The 18,355-nt window shown below is 66.7% G+C and carries 17 protein-coding genes; 8 read left to right on the forward strand and 9 right to left on the reverse strand.

The features are described 5' to 3' along the window. Positions 1-47: 47 nt before the first annotated feature. Positions 48-905 (forward strand): 3-mercaptopyruvate sulfurtransferase, encoded by an 858-nt coding sequence (gene sseA, locus AE618_RS22200; RefSeq protein ID WP_054211253.1) that lies wholly within the window; start codon positions 48-50, stop codon positions 903-905. A 119-nt stretch (positions 906-1,024) separates the two neighbouring features. Then, on the forward strand, positions 1,025-1,348 hold the full coding sequence (locus tag AE618_RS22205; RefSeq protein WP_054211254.1) for a DUF6894 family protein: 324 nt from the start codon (positions 1,025-1,027) through the stop codon (positions 1,346-1,348). Between the two features lie 53 nt (positions 1,349-1,401). On the opposite strand, the gene AE618_RS22210 is transcribed toward AE618_RS22205, so the two are convergent. Next, positions 1,402-3,030 (reverse strand): CTP synthase, encoded by a 1,629-nt coding sequence (locus AE618_RS22210; RefSeq protein WP_054211255.1) that lies wholly within the window; start codon positions 3,028-3,030, stop codon positions 1,402-1,404. Between the two features lie 214 nt (positions 3,031-3,244). Next, entirely contained in the window at positions 3,245-3,640 is a 396-nt protein-coding gene (secG, locus tag AE618_RS22215) for a preprotein translocase subunit SecG (RefSeq protein WP_054211256.1), read from the reverse strand. 219 nt (positions 3,641-3,859) lie between these two features. Here secG and AE618_RS22220 point away from each other — a divergent pair, with 219 nt between their 5' ends. Then, positions 3,860-4,132, forward strand: coding sequence for a CopG family ribbon-helix-helix protein (locus AE618_RS22220; RefSeq protein ID WP_054211257.1), 273 nt, complete (start codon positions 3,860-3,862; stop codon positions 4,130-4,132). Then, positions 4,120-4,416, forward strand: coding sequence for a type II toxin-antitoxin system RelE/ParE family toxin (locus AE618_RS22225; protein WP_054211258.1), 297 nt, complete (start codon positions 4,120-4,122; stop codon positions 4,414-4,416). The genes AE618_RS22220 and AE618_RS22225 overlap by 13 nt, the downstream gene beginning before the upstream one ends. A 21-nt stretch (positions 4,417-4,437) precedes the next feature. Here the strand turns inward: AE618_RS22225 and tpiA are convergent, their stop codons facing one another. Further along, the gene (gene tpiA, locus AE618_RS22230) at positions 4,438-5,199 is read right to left on the reverse strand and encodes a triose-phosphate isomerase (RefSeq protein WP_054211259.1); all 762 of its coding nucleotides are present in this window, start codon (positions 5,197-5,199) and stop codon (positions 4,438-4,440) included. A gap of 220 nt (positions 5,200-5,419) precedes the next feature. Here tpiA and AE618_RS22235 point away from each other — a divergent pair, with 220 nt between their 5' ends. Both AE618_RS22235 and trpE read left to right on the forward strand, forming a co-directional pair. Further along, on the forward strand, positions 5,420-7,333 hold the full coding sequence (locus AE618_RS22235; protein ID WP_054211260.1) for a SurA N-terminal domain-containing protein: 1,914 nt from the start codon (positions 5,420-5,422) through the stop codon (positions 7,331-7,333). Between the two features lie 2 nt (positions 7,334-7,335). Next, the gene (trpE, locus tag AE618_RS22240; RefSeq protein ID WP_054211261.1) at positions 7,336-8,868 is read left to right on the forward strand and encodes an anthranilate synthase component I; all 1,533 of its coding nucleotides are present in this window, start codon (positions 7,336-7,338) and stop codon (positions 8,866-8,868) included. A 98-nt stretch (positions 8,869-8,966) separates the two neighbouring features. Here trpE and AE618_RS22245 read toward each other — a convergent pair whose 3' ends face one another. Beyond that, entirely contained in the window at positions 8,967-9,554 is a 588-nt protein-coding gene (locus AE618_RS22245; protein WP_054211262.1) for a TIGR00645 family protein, read from the reverse strand. A gap of 244 nt (positions 9,555-9,798) precedes the next feature. Between AE618_RS22245 and AE618_RS22250 the strand changes: the two genes are divergently transcribed. Next, the gene (locus AE618_RS22250) at positions 9,799-10,284 is read left to right on the forward strand and encodes a BA14K family protein (RefSeq protein WP_054211263.1); all 486 of its coding nucleotides are present in this window, start codon (positions 9,799-9,801) and stop codon (positions 10,282-10,284) included. 142 nt (positions 10,285-10,426) lie between these two features. After that, positions 10,427-11,212 carry an exodeoxyribonuclease III gene (xth, locus tag AE618_RS22255; RefSeq protein ID WP_054211264.1) on the forward strand — a complete coding sequence of 262 codons (786 nt, stop codon included), beginning with the start codon at positions 10,427-10,429 and terminating at the stop codon, positions 11,210-11,212. Between the two features lie 11 nt (positions 11,213-11,223). Here xth and AE618_RS22260 read toward each other — a convergent pair whose 3' ends face one another. The 5 genes from AE618_RS22260 to AE618_RS22280 all read right to left on the reverse strand — a co-directional run bounded on the left by AE618_RS22260 (position 11,224) and on the right by AE618_RS22280 (position 18,275). Next, positions 11,224-11,610 (reverse strand): hypothetical protein, encoded by a 387-nt coding sequence (locus AE618_RS22260; protein ID WP_054211265.1) that lies wholly within the window; start codon positions 11,608-11,610, stop codon positions 11,224-11,226. 71 nt (positions 11,611-11,681) lie between these two features. Further along, entirely contained in the window at positions 11,682-12,629 is a 948-nt protein-coding gene (locus AE618_RS22265; protein WP_082365486.1) for a tetratricopeptide repeat protein, read from the reverse strand. Further along, positions 12,616-14,346, reverse strand: coding sequence for a dihydroxy-acid dehydratase (ilvD, locus tag AE618_RS22270; RefSeq protein WP_054211266.1), 1,731 nt, complete (start codon positions 14,344-14,346; stop codon positions 12,616-12,618). Before ilvD ends, AE618_RS22265 begins: the two co-directional genes overlap by 14 nt. A 362-nt stretch (positions 14,347-14,708) precedes the next feature. Then, a complete protein-coding gene (locus AE618_RS22275) occupies positions 14,709-15,290 on the reverse strand; it encodes a YqaA family protein (RefSeq protein ID WP_054211267.1) in 582 nt (193 codons plus the stop codon). 165 nt (positions 15,291-15,455) lie between these two features. Next, complete coding sequence (locus tag AE618_RS22280) at positions 15,456-18,275, reverse strand: valine--tRNA ligase (protein WP_054211268.1); 2,820 nt, start codon at positions 18,273-18,275, stop codon at positions 15,456-15,458. Between the last annotated feature and the right edge of the window lie 80 nt (positions 18,276-18,355).

The raw sequence follows: 18,355 nt of genomic DNA on the forward strand, positions 1-18,355 counted from the left end.
GCAAGGGGCCGACGAGCCCCGCACGACAACACGAGGAATCGTTCGACATGGCACGCGAAGATGTTTTCGTCTCGACTGAGTGGCTCAGCGAGCACCTGAACGCCCCCGACGTCGTCGTGGTCGATGGCTCCTGGTACCTGCCGGTCCATGGCCGCGATCCGCATGCGGAGTATGCCGAGCGCCGCATTCCCGGCGCGCTCCGCTTCGACATCGACACGGTGAAGGACACCGGCTCGGATCTTCCGCACATGCTGCCGCGGCCGGAGGCCTTCGCCGCCACCGTGGGTGCCATGGGCATCGGCGACGGCATGCGCATCGTCGTTTATGACGGGCTCGGCCTGTTCTCGGCGCCGCGCGTGCGCTGGACCTTCAGGACCTTCGGGGCCAGGGACGTCGTCATCCTCGAGGGCGGCTTCCCGAAATGGCAGGCGGAGGACCGACCGATCGAACAGGGCCCGCCGCGCGCCCGCGCCGCCCGCAGCTTCACCGCCAGGCTCGACCATTCGGCCGTCGCCGATGCCGACGATGTCGCGCGGGCGCTGTCGGAGGGAACCGCGCAGGTGGTCGACGCCCGCCCCGGCGACCGCTTTCGCGGGGAGGCGCCGGAGCCGCGCGCCGGTGTCCGCTCCGGCCATATGCCGGGCTCGCTCAGCCTGCCCTTCCCCGCGATCATCAAGGACGGTCAGCTCAAATCGCCCGACGCCGTCGCGGCGGCTTTCGCCGAGGCGGGCGTCGATCTCGACAAGCCGCTGATCACCAGCTGCGGTTCGGGCGTGTCGGCCGCCATTCTTTCCATGGCTCTGGAAACCATCGGCAAGCCGGCGCGTGCGATCTATGACGGCTCCTGGGCCGAATGGGGCGCGAGCGAACGCCCGATCGCGACGGGGCCGGCGAAAAAGGGCTGAGACCAACGATCTGCGTGATGCGTACCCTTGCTGAGGCCTGGCAAGGTGCCGGTTTTCAACAAGCGAGCGGAACTGCGGTTACGACCGCGCGTTGATCGTGGTGCCGTTGGAGACCGCCCATGCCCAGGTTTTTCATCACGAGCGATGATGGAAACGGTGCGGTCAGCCATGACGGCCCCGTCGAATTTCCCGATCGCAACACCGCCACGCGGGATGCCCAATCATCCCTGGCGGATGTCGCCCGCGAGAAACTGCCCGGCGTCAGGCGCTTCAAGTCTTCGGTGAAGGTCGATGACGAGGCGGGCGACGAAGTCTACCGGGCCTCGCTGGAGTTCAAGGGCCAGACCGGGGCCGAAATCCGGATGGCTGCCGATGAGAGTTCGGACGAGGCGGACAGGGCCGCGGACGACGTCGCCGCGAGCCTCCGGTCGAAGCCTTCATAGAGGCCGCCATGCTCCGGGCGACCAGCGTCGCCTCGGCCTCCCGTGCCGCCGCCTCAGACCAGCCGGCTCTGCACCACCGCCGCCTCGACGAAGCTCGCAAACAGCGGATGCGGTTCGAACGGGCGCGACTTGAGCTCGGGGTGATACTGCACGCCGATGAACCAGGGGTGGTCGGGATATTCGATCGTCTCGGGCAGGAGCCCGTCCGGCGAGAGCCCGCAGAAGCTCATGCCCTGTGCTTCGAGCCGCTCGCGGTAGCCCATATTGACCTCGTAGCGGTGGCGATGGCGCTCGGAGATCTCGGTCGAGCCGTAGATCCTCGCGATCTTGGAGCCGGGGGCGAGCGTCGAGGCGTAGGCGCCCAGCCGCATCGTTCCGCCGAGATTGCCGTCGGCCTCGCGCTGCTCGATCTCGTTGCCGCGCATCCATTCCGTCATCAGGCCGACGACGGGCTCCGTGGTCGGGCCGAACTCGGTCGAATTGGCATCGGTGATGCCCGCGAGCGAGCGCGCGCCCTCGATCACGGCCATCTGCATGCCAAAGCAGATGCCGAAATAGGGCACCTTGCGCTGCCGTGCGAAGGTCGCAGCCTTGATCTTGCCCTCGGCGCCGCGATGGCCGAAGCCGCCGGGCACGAGGATGCCGTGGACATGCTCGAGGAACGGCGTCGGGTCCTCCTTCTCGAAGACCTCCGATTCGATCCAGTCGAGATTGACTTTGACGCGGTTGGCGATGCCACCATGCATCAGCGCCTCGATCAGCGACTTGTAGGCGTCCTTCATGCCGGTGTACTTGCCGACGATGGCGATGGTGACCTCGCCCTCGGGGTTCTTCACCCGCTCTGAGATGCGCCGCCAGTTCGAGATGTCGGGCTCGTGGCTGGCATCCATGCCGAAGGCGGCCAGCACCTCGTTGTCGAGCCCCTCGGCATGATAGGACAGCGGCACGTCGTAGATCGAGGCGACGTCGCGGGCCTCGATGACCGCAGTCTCCCTGACATTGCAGAACAAAGCGAGCTTGCGGCGCTCCTCGCGCGGGATCTCGCGGTCGGTGCGGCAGAGCAGGATGTCGGGCTGGATACCGATCGAGCGCAGCTCCGCAACCGAATGCTGCGTCGGCTTGGTCTTCAGCTCGCCAGCGGTCGGGATATAGGGCAGCAGCGTCAGGTGGATGAAGATGCACTGCCCGCGCGGCAATTGCTGGCCGGTCTGCCGGATCGCCTCGAGGAAGGGCAGGCTCTCGATGTCGCCGACCGTGCCGCCGACTTCGATCAGGACGAAATCATAGCCCTCATTGCCGTCGAGGATGAACTCCTTGATGGCGTTGGTCACGTGGGGGACCACCTGGATCGTCGCGCCGAGATAGTCGCCGCGGCGCTCCTTGGTCAGGATGTCCATGTAGATGCGGCCGGTGGTGATGTTGTCGCCCTTGTTGCAGGGCCGGCCGGTAAAGCGCTCGTAATGGCCGAGGTCGAGGTCGGTCTCGGCCCCGTCATCGGTCACGAAGACCTCGCCATGCTGATACGGGCTCATCGTGCCCGGATCGACGTTGAGATAGGGGTCGAGCTTGCGCAGGCGAACCGTGTGTCCACGGGCTTGCAGGAGAGCGGCCAGTGCCGCCGCCGCCAGGCCCTTGCCCAACGAAGACACCACGCCGCCGGTGATGAAAACATACCGCGTCATGGGTGGACACCTCTAAAGCGACGGGCGCGATTCGCTAAGTCCAACCGTGCAGCCCCGTCTTGCCCTGCACGCTTGTCCACAGGAGAGCGCGACCATCCGGCCGGCGCGCCCCATACAAAAGAGAAGGGCCGGTTGCCCGGCCCCTGCCAAGACTTGCTGCTTGGGCAAGTCCTTATCGCAAAAGTGCAAACCACTTTTGCGGGACGTGTCTTCGTCACTGCTGCGGCGCTGGTGCCGTCGGCGGCTGCGGCGTGCCGCTCGGTGCCTGCAGCTGGCGGAGCTGGTCGAGAACGCCGCCGGCATTGGGGGCGCTGGGCCCGGTCGGTGCGGCGGGCGCGCTCTGCGCCGGCGCGCCGTCGATGATCGAGCGCTGGACCCGGCCGCGATTGGCCATGACGGCCAGGATGATCGAGGTCAGGAAGAAGGCACCCGCCAGGATCGCAGTCGTGCGCGTCAGCGCATTGGCCTGGCCGCGGCCGGTCATGAAGCCGCCGGCACCGCCGCCGCCCGAGCCCATGCCGAGCCCGCCGCCCTCGGAGCGCTGCAGCAGGACCACGCCGACGAGCGCGACCACGATGATCAGGTGGATGACGATGATGACGTTCTGCATGTTCTCGACAGACTGAGACTGAAGCTCACGAAATGGGTATGGCGCCGGCCGCCGCCAAGGGCCACCCGCACCGACGAGCCCGCAACGGCCCGCATTCGGCGCGGCACATAGCATGGGCCATGGCCGTGTGCCACCCAGCATTTTGCGCCACGGCTTTCGACGTGCGTTTCTGGTACAATCGCACTAGATTAAGCTGCTCCAAGCGAAGGAAGCCCAGCGATGCCGATCGGTTCGCCCACCGTCGTGACGCTCGATCCCGTGACCGACGACAGGGTGCGGCGTCTGGCCTCGACCAGGCAGCTCAGCGCCGAAAGCCTGGTTCGTGAGGCGATCGAGCAATATGTGTCGCGCGAGGAAACACGGCAGCAGGCGGTCACGGCATGGGATGAGTACCAAGCGACCGGCCTGCATGCGACGGCCGAAGAGACCGACGCATGGCTGGCAAAGCTCGAGGATGGCGAGGATGCCGTCCCGCCTGCATGCCACGTCTGATCTGGTCGCCGGCAGCGTTGCGCGATGTCGAGCGGCTGCACCGCTTTCTCGCCTCCAGGAACCGTCGGGCAGCTCAGCGCGCAATCAAGGCGATTCGTCGCGGAGTCAGACTGCTGGCCGATCATCCGCAAGCAGGACGCGCCGCCGAAGGGATGCCGAGAGAGTATCGGGAATGGCCGATGGCCTTTGGCAGCGGCAGTTATCTCGCTCTCTACCGCCAAGACGGCGAGACCGTGGTGATCCTTGCGGTTCGCCACGGTCGCGAGGGAGACTACAAGGCCTAGCTGATCGCGGAACGCATCCGGTCAGGCGCAGGCGCGCACGATCGCCAGGAAGTCCTCGGCCTTGAGGCTCGCGCCGCCGACGAGCGCGCCATCGACATGGGCCACGTTCATCAGTTCGACGGCGTTCGACGGCTTGACCGAGCCGCCATAGAGCAGCCGCACGCCCGCTGCGGCGGCCTTGCCGAGCAGCCGGGACAGGTCGGCGCGGATCGCCTCGTGCATCTCCGCCACATCGGCCGCGGTCGGGGTCAGGCCCGTGCCGATGGCCCAGACCGGCTCATAGGCGACGACCAGCGTGGCTGCCGTCGCGCCTTCGGGAATCGAGCCGCGCAGCTGCTTCTTGACGACAGCAAGCGCCTTGCCGGCCTCGCGCTCGTCCCTGGTCTCGCCGACGCAGATGATCGGCACCAGCAGCGCCGTCTGCGCGGCCTGCGCCTTGGCCTTCACCGTCGCATTGGTTTCGCCATGCAGCGTGCGGCGCTCGGAATGGCCGACGATGGCGAAGCTCGCTCCAGCGTCAGCCAGCATCGCGGCCGCGATTTCGCCCGTGAAGGCGCCCGCCGCTTGCGTGCTGCAATCCTGCCCGCCGGTCGCGATCCGCGAGCCGATCAGCGCCGCCGTCATCGGATAAAGCATCGTCGCGGGCGGGCAGATCGCCAGATCGACCGCCGCCTTCAAGGCGGCGTCATAGCCCTTGGCCGCCTCGGCCGCGATGGCGAGGTCGGCCTTCACACCGTTCATCTTCCAGTTGCCGGCCACCAGCGGCCTGATGCTGCGCGTCACGTCGATCCTCCCAAATATGCTGCTCCGGCTCTAGCAATGCCCGCACCATGCCGCAATCTCCGAGAAAAAGTGATTTCTGCGCGCTCACCCCACACGAATCCGCACAGGCGATTGCGGCTTGGCGCTCCGGTTCCTATAAGCAGCGCCGGACAAAACCGGCGACGGTGACGTCGGCGCCGCGTCAGGCCCGAAGGTCAGGCTCAAGGAAAGATACATCCCAATGATGATGCAGGGCATCCGCAAGGCGGGCCAGAGCTTGATCGGAAAGCTCATCATCTTCGTCATGTTCGGCTTCCTGATCTTCTCCTTCGCGATCTGGGGCATCGGCGATATTTTCCAGGGCTACGGTCGTAACTCCGTGGCGCGCGTCGGCAAGGCCGAGATCGGCCTCGAGCAGATGCGCACCGCGTTCCAGAACGACGTCCAGGCACTGACCCGCCAGCAGCGCCGCCAGATCACGCCCGAGATGGCCCGCGCTGTCGGGCTCGACCGGCAGGCCCTTTCCCGCCTGATCACGGAATCGGTTCTCGACCAGACGGCGCGGGGCATGCGGCTCGCGGTCTCCGACGAGACCATCCGCAACCTGATCTTCGACGATCCGGTCTTCCGCGACGCCTCCGGCACCTTCTCGGCGGCGCGCTTCAACGAATTGCTGCGCTCGAACAACTTCACGGAGCAGGCCTATGTCCGCGAGCAGCGCGCCACGATCCTGCGCCAGCAGATCGCCGAGATGGTCGTCGGCGCCGTCCTGGCGCCCGGCGCGCTGCAGGAACTCGGCCACCGCCTGCGCAACGAGCGCCGCAGCGTGACCTTCGCCCGGCTGGCGCCAGGCGTCGCGGGCGAGATCCCCGCGCCAACCGAAGCCCAGCTCAAGACCTTCTTCGACGAGCGCAAGGGCGCCTTCCGCGCGCCCGAGCAGCGCACCGCCGAGATTCTCGCGATCTCGGCCGAGGCGCTGGCGGATGCCGGGGCGGTCAGTGAGGACGATGTCAAGGCGCGCTACGAGCAGACCAAGGCACAGCGCTTCACCACGGCGGAGACCCGCACGATCCAGCAGATCACCTTCCCCAATGCCGAGGAGGCGCTGGCCGCCAAGGCGCGCATCGACGCCGGCGAGACCTTCGAGGCCGTCGCCACCGCGCGCAATGTCGCCGACGCCGATCTGACCCTGGGCACCTTCACCCGCACCCAGGTCTTCGACCCGGTGGTCCGCGAGGCCGCTTTCTCGCTGGCTCAGGGCGCCGTCTCAGCGCCGGTCACCAGCGCCTTCGGGCCCGTGCTGCTGCGCGTCACCGTGATCCAGCCGGAAGCCGTCCGGCCTTTCGACGAGGTCGCGGCCGAGGTCCGGACTGAACTCGCTACCAGCCGTGCCGCGAGCCGGATTACCGAGATCCACGACAAGGTCGAGGATCAGCGCGCCGCCGCCAAGCCGCTGGCCGAGATCGCCAAGGAGTTGAACCTGCCGTTGCGCAGCATCGGTCCGGTCGACAACGCCCTGCGCCGCCCTGACGGGACGGTCGAGCAGCCGCTGCCGGGCGGCGACGCCACCGTCCAGGCGATCTTCCGCTCCGATATCGGCGTCGACAGCGAGGCGATCCGCCTGCCCCGCGATACCGGCTATGTCTGGTACGACGTCAAGGCGATCGCCCCGGCCCGCGAGCAGAGCTTCGACGAGGTCAAGGCGCTGGTCGAGGCGCAGTGGCGCACTGAGGAGGTCGCAACCCGGCTCTCGGCCAAGGCGCGCGAACTGGTCGAGCGGCTCGACAAGGGCGAGGCCTTCGATGCCGTCGCGGCGTCCGCGGGGCTGACCACCGAGCAGGCGAGCGAGATCGGTCGCCAGGAGCAGCGCACCGACCTGCCGTCGAATGTCATCAGCCTGATCTTCGGCACCGCGGCCGGCAAGAGCAATTCGGCCTCCGTCGCAGGCGGCGGTCGCATCCTGTTCCATGTCGATGGCGCCACCGTGCCGAGCTATGCCCGCACGACGCAGGAGGCCGACAACTTCGCCCGCCAGCTCGGCGCCAGCGTCAGCGAAGACATCCTCGCCCAGTATGTCGCCGAGCGGCAGAAGGAGCTCGGCGTCGCGATCAACGAGACCGCCTTCCGCAACGCAACCGGCGGCGCGCAGAACTGACGATGAGCGCGTCGCAGGATCACGAGGGCTTCGCGGCCGCCTATGAGGCCGGCACGCCGCAATTGCTGCGGCAGGTGCTGGTCGGCGATTGCGAGACGCCGGTCGCCGCCTTCCTGAAGCTGCGCCACGCGACGACGGGCCCGGCCTTCCTGCTCGAATCGGTCGAGGGCGGGGCCGTGCGCGGGCGCTATTCGATGATCGGGCTGGAGCCGGATTTGATCTGGCGCTGCCATCATGGCGAGGCCTCAATCTGCCGCCCCGCCTTGGGCGATTCCTTCCTGGTCGATCCGCGCCCGGCCTTCGAGAGCCTGCGCGCCTTGCTCGCGGAGAGCGCGATTCCCGAGGGCGAGGCACTGGCTGGCGGCGACGAGCTGCCGCCGATGGCCGCCGGCGTGTTCGGCTATCTCGGCTACGACATGGTCCGGCTGATGGAGCGGCTGCCGGAGCCCAAGGAGACCGGTACCGGCGTGCCAGACGCCATCCTGATGCGGCCTACGCTGATGGTGGTGTTCGATGCCGTGCGCGACGAGATCCATGTCGTGACGCCGGTGCGCCATCAGCCGGGCGTGCCCGCACGCGCGGCCCATGAGCGGGCGCTCGAGCGGCTTGACGCCGTGGTGCGGGCGCTCGAAGGCCCCCTGCCCCCGGAGGCCGCAATCGACATCGCAAGCCTGCCGGATCCCGACATCGTCTCGAACACCACCGAGTCGGAATTCCATGCCATGGTCGCCGCGGCGCAGGACTATGTTCGCGCCGGCGACATCTTCCAGGTCGTGCTGTCGCAGCGCTTCGAGGCGCCGTTCCAGCTTCCGCCCTTCGCGCTCTACCGGGCGCTGCGGCGTGTCAATCCGGCGCCGTTCCTGTGCTATCTCGACTTCGCCGATTTCCAGATCGTCTGTTCAAGCCCCGAGATCCTGGTCCGGCTGCGTGACGACACCGTCACCATCCGCCCGATCGCCGGCACGCGCCGTCGCGGTGCCACCCCCGCCGAAGACGAGGCGCTGGCGCAGGAACTGATGGCCGACCCCAAGGAGCGCGCCGAGCATCTGATGCTGCTCGACCTCGGCCGCAACGATGTCGGCCGCGTCGCGAAGATCGGCACGGTGAAGGTCACCGATTCCTTCTTCATCGAGCGCTACAGCCAGGTCATGCACATCGTCTCGAATGTCGAAGGCGAGATCGATCCGCGCCACGACGCGCTGGCCGCATTGTCGGCCGGCTTCCCCGCCGGTACGGTCTCGGGGGCGCCGAAGGTCCGGGCGATGGAGATCATCGACGAACTGGAGCACGATGCGCGCGGCGCCTATGGCGGCTGCATCGGCTATTTTGGCGCGAACGGCGAGATGGACACCTGCATCGTGTTGCGTACGGCCGTGGTCAAGGACGGGCGCATGCATGTCCAGGCCGGCGCCGGCATCGTCTACGACTCGAACCCGGCCTCCGAGCAGGCCGAATGCGTCAACAAGGCCAAGGCGCTGTTCAAGGCCGCCGAAGAGGCGATCCGATTCGCCGCGAGAGCCGGCCGCGGGCAGTAGGCAGAAAGCACGTCATGCTCGGGCTTGACCCGAGCATCTCCTGGAAAGCGATTCTCGGGTCTGCGCTGCGCTCCGCCCGAGAATGACGCGATCTCCCGTCAGTGTCCCTTGCCATTGGGGACGGTCATCCTGTCGACCCAGGCGATGCCGATCGCCGACAGGATGAACACCGTATGGATCACCGTCTGCAGGATGATGCCGGTCTCGGTGTACTCCGTCGTGCGGCCTGCGCTGCCGATATTGCCGGCCTCGATGAAGGTCCGCAGCAGATGAATAGACGAGATGCCGATGATCGCCATGGCGAGCTTGATCTTGAGCACGCTGGCATTGACGTGGCTCAGCCATTCCGGCTGGTCGGGATGGTTCTGCAGACCGAGGCGGGAGACGAAGGTCTCGTAGCCGCCGATGATGACCATGATCAGCAGGTTCGAGATCATCACCACGTCGATCAGGCCCAGCACGACCAGCATGATCTGCTGCTCCGAGAAATTGAAGGCGTGCGTGATGAGGTGCCACAGCTCCTTGAGGAACAGGAAGACATAGACGCACTGCGCCACGATCAGCCCGAGATAGAGCGGCAATTGCAGCCAGCGCGACGCAAAGATGATCCTCGGCAACGGGCCCAGGCGCCCGGCGGCGGGCCCGGCAAGAGCGGGGGTGTCAGGCGTCTCGCCGGGGTGCGACATGGTCGATCTCAAGTCCTTCGAACGAATGATGCAGTGCAAAATAAGCTGCTGCTAGATGGGGCGAAAGAGGCCATGGCGCAAGCGCTGCCGTGAAAAGCTTCTGCGAACGCGGATCAAGCCATTTGACGACGAAATTTTGACGCTATCATGCGTCAGGCTTTCATCATCACGGCGTAACGGCTACGCTTGGAGATCATCAGAGGACGCGCAAGCTTCCTCTCGCTGGAGAGGAAAGGATTTTCCCATGATCAAGACATTCTCCCTGGTCAAGACCGCGACCGTCGCTATGGCGCTGATCGGCGGCGCGCTGATGGCGGCCCCCGCCAGCGCCGCGCCCTTGAGCGCGACCTCGGGATCGGCCCTGGCACTGGCCACGGGCGGCAACGACCTCGTCGAGACCGTTCAGTATCGGCGCTACGGCTACGGCCCGCGCTATGGCTACCGCGGCGGCTACTATCGCGGCGGACGCGGGGCGGCGGTGGGCGCCGGCATCGCGGCGGGCGTGATCGGCGGCGCGCTTGCGGCCGGTGCGCTGGCAGGGCCTCGTTATGTCGAGCCGGCACCGATCTATGTCGAGCCCGCCCCGGTTTATGGCGCTCCCGTTCGCGCTTACGGCTATGGCGCGTCGGATGTCGATGCGGTGGCGTATTGCTCGCGCCGCTTCCGCAGCTACGACCCCGAGACCGGCACCTACATCGCCTCCGGCGGCGTGGTTCGCGCCTGCCCCTGAGCAGGTCGCCCCTGACATGGGCTGACCGCAAGGACGGCGAGACCTTCTCGCATCGCTGCCTCCCCGCATTGCTGCGGGGAGGTTTTTCTTTGCGGTTGATCGCGCCTATCCTCGCGGCGACCATCCGACTCGGAGCCCTCCCTTGCGTATCGCCACCTGGAACGTCAATTCGGTCCGCCAGCGGCTCGGCCATTTGCTCGATTTTCTGAAGGAGGCCGAGCCGGATGCGCTCTGCCTGCAGGAGATCAAATGCGTCGATGCCGACTTCCCGCGAGCCGAGATCGAGGAGGCCGGCTGGCAGGTCGAAACGCATGGGCAGAAGACCTTCAACGGCGTCGCCATCATCTCGCGCACGAAGCTGGAGGACGTCCGGCGCGGCCTGCCGGGCGACGAGAGCGACGAGCAGGCGCGCTATCTCGAGGGCGTGCTGCCGCTGGGCTCCGGCGTCGTGCGCCTGGCCTCGATCTACCTGCCCAATGGCAACCCGCCCAACACCGAGAAATACCCCTACAAGCTCAGCTGGATGCGGCGACTGACCGCCCATGCGCGGATGCTGCTCGCGCTGGAGGAGCCGCTGGTTCTGGCGGGCGACTACAACGTCATTCCCGACGCGCGCGATGCGCGCGACCCGGCTGCCTGGGTCTCCGACGCCCTGTTCCTGCCGCAGACGCGCGCCGCGTTTCGTGAACTGACCCATCTCGGCCTGACGGAGGCTCTGCGCGCCACCACCGACGACACCGGTCTCTACACCTTCTGGGACTATCAGGCCGGCGCCTGGCAGCGCAACAACGGCATCCGCATCGACCATCTGCTGCTCTCAGCCCAGGCTGCCGACAGGCTTTCGGGCGTGCAGATCATCAAGCATGTGCGCGGCTGGGAGAAGCCGTCCGACCATGTGCCGGTGATGGTCGACCTCAAGGCCGCCTGAGTCGCCCCACGCTATTCGCCGCTGCCGCGCCTGACGCCATCCTTGATGAAGACGCGAAACGGCGTCGTGCCGGTCGCGCTGCCATCGGCCGAGGTCCAGCGGCCGTTGTGGCAGAGCACGCCGCCCTGCGTAGCGAGCGCATCGAAGACGATGCTGTTGCGATAGGTCGTCCCGTTGGGCTCGATGGCGCGGAACTGCGTCCTGCACTGCCCGCCGGACACCACGGGATCGTAGTCGTGGATCATGATGCCGCCGCCGCCCGTGCTCGGAAAAGGGTCGGCGAGCACCGGCCAAGATTCGTAGTTCTGCTGCGCCATGGCGGCGGCGCTGGTCAGAAGCGCCAGGGCGGTCCCCAGACCCAGCGGAACGACTTTTCGGAATGATATGATCATGCGCATCGAACGGACCCCTTGCGGTTCTGTTCGGGATACGCCCGGGGCGAGACCGCGGATGCGGCGGCCGATACGGCTCAGCGCTGCGGCGCGCGCGAGCCGGCAACCTGCTGGCGTTCGATCAGGGCCAGCGCGGCCGTGCGATCGCTTGCGGAGGCGGACGCGAAGGCGACCTCGTGTCGCTCGATGATCCAGGCGTCGCGAGCGGGATCCGCGCTCTCGCGGGCCAGTGACAGCCACATCAACCCGAGCACGGGCTGGCGGGGCAGGCCCTCGCCGCCGCGCAGCAGCAGCTCGCCGAACACCGCGCGCGCCGGGGCGTAGCCCTTCTCCGCAGACAGCTTCATCCAGCGCGCCGCCTGCCTGGCGTCGCGGCGGGTGCCCTGGCCGTTCATGTAGAGCCGGCCGAGATTGTACTGGCCTTCCGGGTCGCCGAAATAGGAGGCGGCGTAGTGGAACATGTCGAAGGCACGGTCGATATTGGGCTTCACATAGCTGCCCTTGATGCCATCCATGAAATAGCCGCCGAGCGCCACAAACGCGCCGCCGACGATGCGGCCATCCGCAGTGCCGGGCGTGGCGTCGGCATTCTCGTCGGCGATCTTCGAGAAATACTCGAAGGCCTTGAGATCATTGGTCGGCACGCCCTCGCCGCCGGCATACATCCGGCCGAGCTTGAACTGGGCCGTGAGATGTCCCTGGGCCGCGGCATATTCGAGAGCACGGACGGCTCCGGCCTTGTCGCCGGCTGTGGAATCTCGCATCCAGGCCTTGATCGCGTCCCGCGCGCTGCTGAACGGCGCGAGCGGAAGCGCGGTGTGGGCTGTGGGGGCGTTGGGGGCCGGCGCGATGGTCGCGGCGCCCGCAGCGCCGGACTGCGGAGCGTCCGGCTCGGGCAAGGCGATGCCCGGAATCGGGCGCGGCGGGATCGGACCACGACCGCTGGCGGAATCCTGCGCCCAGGCGGCCTGCTGGCCGCCCAGGACGAGGACAAACGCTGCGATCGTGAGGTCAGATATCCGCATAGCAATGAGTCTCGGCCGCGCCTCCAGGATGGGTCACGGCCCCACCCTTGGCGGAGCCGACCGTCTGCGCATATTTCCAGAGCGCGCCGGAGTTGTAGTCGGTCTTCCGCGGCACCCAGCTCTTACGACGCTCCTCAAGTTCGGCATCAGAAAGGCGGACTGCGAGCTTTCCTGTGATCGCATCGAGCTCGATGATGTCGCCGTCGCGGATCAGCCCGATCGGCCCGCCAACAGCAGCCTCAGGCCCGACATGGCCGACGCAGAAGCCGCGCGTCGCGCCCGAGAAGCGGCCGTCCGTGATGAGCGCGACCTTGTCGCCCATGCCCTGCCCGTAGAGAGCGGCCGTCGTCGAGAGCATCTCGCGCATGCCCGGGCCCCCCTTGGGACCCTCGTAGCGGATGACGAGCACGTCGCCGACCTTGTATTTGCGCTTGCTGACGCAGGCGAAGGCATCCTCCTCGCAATCGAAGCAGCGCGCCGGGCCGGTGAAAACCAGGCTTTCGGCCGGCATGCCGGCGATCTTCACGATCGCGCCCTCAGGCGCCAGATTGCCCTCGAGGCCGACCACGCCGCCATTGTCCGACAGCGGCTTGTTGGCGGGGCGGATGACATCCTGCTCGTCGTTCCATTTCACCGAGGCAAGGTTCTCGGCAATGGTGCGGCCGGTGACCGTCATGCAGTCGCCATGCAGGAAACCGTGGTCGAGCAGGGTCTTCATCAGCAGCGGGATGCCGCCAACCTCGAACATGTCCTTGGCGACGTATTTTCCGCCGGGCTTCAGATCGGCGATGTAGGGGGTCTTCTTGAAGATCTCGGCGACGGCGAAGAGATCGAAATCGATGCCGCATTCATGCGCGATCGCCGGCAGGTGCAGCGCGCCATTGGTCGAGCCGCCCGAGGCCGCGACGACCATCGCGGCGTTTTCCAGCGCCTTGCGGGTGACGATGTCGCGCGGGCGGATGTTCCGGGCGATCAGCTCCATCACCATCTCGCCGGCGGTGTAGCAGAAGGTGTCGCGCACGTCGTAGGGCGCGGGCGCGCCGCAGCTATAGGGCAGCGCCAGGCCGATCGCCTCGGCGACGGTGGCCATGGTGTTGGCGGTGAACTGCGCGCCGCAGGAGCCCGAGGACGGGCAGGCCGCCTCTTCCAGTTCCTTGAGGTCCTCGTCGGACATCGCGCCGACCGAATGCTTGCCGACGGCCTCGAACACGTCCTGCACGGTGACGGGCTTGCCCTTGAAGGTGCCCGGCAGGATCGAGCCGCCATAGATGAAGATGGAGGGCACGTTCAGGCGCACCATCGCCATCATCATGCCCGGCAGCGACTTGTCGCAGCCGGCCAGGCCGACGAGCGCGTCATAGCAATGGCCGCGCATGGTCAACTCGACCGAGTCGGCGATGCATTCGCGCGAGGCCAGCGACGACTTCATGCCCTGGTGGCCCATGGCGATGCCGTCAGTCACGGTGATCGTGCAGAACTCGCGCGGCGTCCCCTGCGCCGAGGCAACGCCCTTCTTGACCGCCTGAGCCTGGCGCATCAGCGAGATGTTGCAGGGGGCGGCCTCGTTCCAGCAGGAGGCGACGCCGACGAAGGGCTGCGAAATCTGGCGGGCGGTCATGCCCATCGCGTAATAATAGGAGCGGTGCGGGGCGCGGGCCGGGCCAACGCTCACATGCCGGCTGGGAAGCCTGGACTTGTCGAAAACACGCGCATCCATCGTCTTTTTTTCCTCGTTCCGCCCTGCGCTGTGACGCGCGCGGCAGATGTGCCACGCAGCCTCAGCCGGGCGCAACGCTACACCCTCCTGCCCTGCAGACGCGGAACCGGCTCCAGCGACTGCGTGGCAGACTTTAATTTGTCTATATCTCAGTGACTTATCGCGCCTCCTAGCTGGGCGCGCTTTGTGGCGGCATCGCGGCAATTGTTCCACGGACGGAGCTCGCCGGATGCGAAGCTTTCAAGCTGTTGCGGACATGCAACAGACAGCGTCGCAGCAAATCTCAGCCAGCAAGGGGGCGCTGCCTCGAGAGCAGCGCCGGGATGCAGGACGGTTACAAGGCGGCGTTGGATATGCCGGCGCTAAAGCACCAACGGCAGGACGAAGAAGCCGCCAACCACCACCACGGCCAGCGCCAGCGCCGTCATCGGCAGGTGCTTCTCGATGAAGATGCGGATGTCGTCGCCATAGAAGCGCAGCGCCACCGCGATCATCATGAAGAAGGTAACGCGGGAGACGACCATGCCGATCGTGAACTTCCAGATGTCGAAATGCAGAAAGCCCGACATGATCGTCACGATCTTGAACGGGATCGGCGTCAGGCCCTTGGTGACGAGAACCCAGAACCAGTAGTCCTGCGAGGTGGCGATCAGGCTCGCGGCCTTGTCCTGCAGGCCATAGAGCGAGATCAGCCAGGAACCGACGGAGTCGTAGAGCAGCGCGCCGATGGCGTAGCCCAGATAACCGCCGAGCACGGCGCCGAGCGAACAGACGCCGGCATAGAACCAGGCCCGGTCAGGCCTGGCGATGCACATCGGCAGGAGCAGCGGCAGTGGCGGCAGCGGGCTGAACGAGCTTTCGACGAAGGTCAGTGCAAACAGCAGCCACGGGGCGCCGGGATGCGACGCATAGGAGACGCACCAGTCATAGGCTCGCTTGAGCATGGCGTGGGAACAACCGGTCCTGGGTTAGCGGCAGCAAGGCGCATGGCAGCTCTGCGCCGCGCGCATTTAACCGCCTCGGTGGAAGATTGCCAGAGGTGTCTTACGCTAAGGTCAATTTGACGACGGAGTCGTGACCGGATGCAGGCCACGACTCCGAAAAGGCGCTCACGACAGCCGCGCCAGAGCCTCGGCGATCTTGATCTTGCGCGCTTCAGCCGCCGCCTTGCGCTCGCGGTTCTCCTCGACGATCTCGTCGGGGGCGCGGGCCATGAAATCGGGATTGCCGAGCTTCTTGTCGACGACCGCGATGTCCTGGTCGAGCTTGGCCATCTCCTTGGTCAGGCGGGTGCGCTCGACCTCGAGATCGATGATGCCGGCGAGCGGCAGCGCCGCGACCTCGCCGCGCACGATGATCTGCGCCGATTGCGGCGGCGACGCCGCCTCGAAAGCGATCTGCGAGATGCGCGCCAGGCGCTCAATCATCGGCCGCCAGCTCTCGATCGTGGCCCGCGTCGCGGCCGAAGCATTGACGAGCACCAGAGGCGCCTGCGTCCCCGCCGGGACGTTGACCTCGGAGCGGACCGAGCGGATGTCGGAGATCAGATCGACGACGAAACCGATCTCGGCCTCCGCCGCCGCATCCTTCAATGCCGCGAGATCGGGCCAGCGCGTCAGGCAGACCAGCGCATCATCGCCCTCCGTCAGCTTGCGCGGAGCGCCCTCGCCGGCCTTCTGCGCCCAGAGTTCCTCGGTGAGGAAGGGCATGAAGGGGTGCAGGAGCTGGCAGATCAGGTCGATGACATGCGCCACCGTGGCCTGCGTCTCGGCCTTCTCGGCGGGATCGACACCCTCGCCCTGCAGGACGGGCTTCGCCAGCTCCAGATACCAGTCGCAGAACTGGTTCCAGACGAAGCGATAGGCGGCGCCCGCCGCCTCGTTGAACTTGAAGCTCGGGATGCCCGCCGCGATGCCTTCGGCAGCGGTGGCGGCCTCGCTCAGGATCCAGCGGTTGAGCGGCAGCTTCACCTGCGCCGGGTCGAAGCCGGCGACGCGGGCGCAGCCGTTCAGTTCGGCGAAACGGGCCGCGTTCCAGATCTTGGTCGCGAAGTTGCGGTAGCCCTCGACGCGCGCGGTCGAGAGCTTGATGTCGCGCCCCTGTGCCGCCATCGCGGCCAGCGTGAACCGCAGCGCATCGGCGCCGTACTGGTCGATCAGCGTCAGCGGATCGATGACGTTGCCCTTCGACTTCGACATCTTCGCGCCCTTCTCGTCGCGAACGATGGCGTGGATGTAGACGTCCTTGAACGGCACCTCGTCCATGAAGTTGAGGCCCATCATCATCATCCGGGCGACCCAGAAGAAGATGATGTCGAAGGCGGTGACCAGCGTCGCGGTCGGGTAATAGCGTTTCAGCTCGCTGGTCTCGTCGGGCCAGCCGAGCGTCGAGAACGGCCACAGTGCCGAGGAGAACCAGGTGTCGAGCACGTCCTCGTCACGGGTGAGCTGGACGGCTCCGCCGTAATGGCCGAGCGCCAGCGCCTGCGCGGCGGCTTCCGATTCGGCGACGAAGCATTCCCCGTCCGGCCCGTGCCAGGCCGGGATCTGGTGCCCCCACCAGAGCTGGCGCGAGACGCACCAGGGCTCGATGTTCTCGAGCCAGTCGTAATAGACCTTGGTCCAGCTCTCGGGCGTGAACTTAGTGCGGCCGTCCTGCACCGCCTTGAGCGCGCGGTTGGCGAGCGGCTTGACGTCGACATACCACTGGTCGGTCAGCCAGGGCTCGATCACCACGTCCGAGCGGTCGCCATGTGGCACGGTGTTGGTGTTGGGCTCGACCTTGGCGAGGAAACCGCGCGCGGCCATCAGCGCCACCACGGCCTTGCGGGCAGCGAAGCGGTCGAGGCCATGCAGGGCGAGCGCGTCCGGCTCAGGCGCACTGCCCGCCAGGAAATCCTCGTTGTCGGAGAGCAGAATATTCGCCTCGCCGTCGAGGATGTTGATGACGGCGAGCTTGTGGCGCTTGCCGACCTCGAAATCGTTGAAATCATGCGCAGGCGTGATCTTGACCGCACCGGTGCCCTTCTCGGGGTCGGCATAATCATCGCCGAAGATCGGGATGACGCGGCCGACCAGCGGCAGCACGACATTGCGGCCGATCAGATGGCCGAGCGTCTCGTTCTCGGGATGGACGGCGACGCCGGTGTCGCCCAGCATCGTCTCCGGCCGCGTCGTCGCGACGGTGATGAAGGTCGAGGCGTCGTCGGCATCGTAGGACGCGCCTTCGAGCTGATAGTTGAAATAGTAGAGATGCCCATTCGGGTCCTTGCTCAGGATCTTGTCGAGCTTGGCCGCGTCGAACTCATCCTCGCCGCCGCGCTGCCATTTGAACGAGCCGGTCTTCTCGACCTGGATGACCTCGAGGTCGGAAATCGCGGTCTGGAACTTCGGGTCCCAGTTCACCAGGCGCTTGGCGCGGTAGATCAGGCCCTGCTTGTGCAGGCCGACGAAGACCTTGAGCACGGCCTGGCTCAGCCCTTCATCCATGGTGAAGCGCTCACGCGACCAGTCGCAGGAGGCGCCGAGCCGCTTCAACTGGTTGACGATCGTCCCGCCCGATTCCTCTTTCCACTTCCAGACCTCGGCCAGGAAGGCCTCGCGGCCCATCGTCCGGCGATCGGTCTTGTTCTCGGCGGCGAGCCTGCGCTCGACGACCATCTGGGTAGCGATGCCGGCATGGTCGGTGCCCGGCTGCCAGAGCACGTCCTTGCCGCGCATGCGCTCGAAGCGGCAGAGCGCGTCCTGCAGCGTGTTGTTCAGCGCATGACCCATATGCAGCGAGCCCGTGACGTTGGGCGGCGGGATCACGATGCAATAGGGCTCGGCGCCCGGCGCCGCGCCGCGGCCAGCGGCAAACGCGTTGGCGTCCTCCCAGGCCTTGCTGATGCGCGCCTCGACGGCGGCCGGCTCGAATGTCTTGTCCATCATCGCTTCGCTCGAACGCAAAACGGCCGGGGTCATGCCCCGGCCGAAAGATAGAAGGCCTGAAAGCTCGGAGGACTTAAGAC

The organism is Allobosea vaviloviae (assembly GCF_001298265.1).
Classification (GTDB): domain Bacteria; phylum Pseudomonadota; class Alphaproteobacteria; order Rhizobiales; family Beijerinckiaceae; genus Allobosea; species Allobosea vaviloviae_B.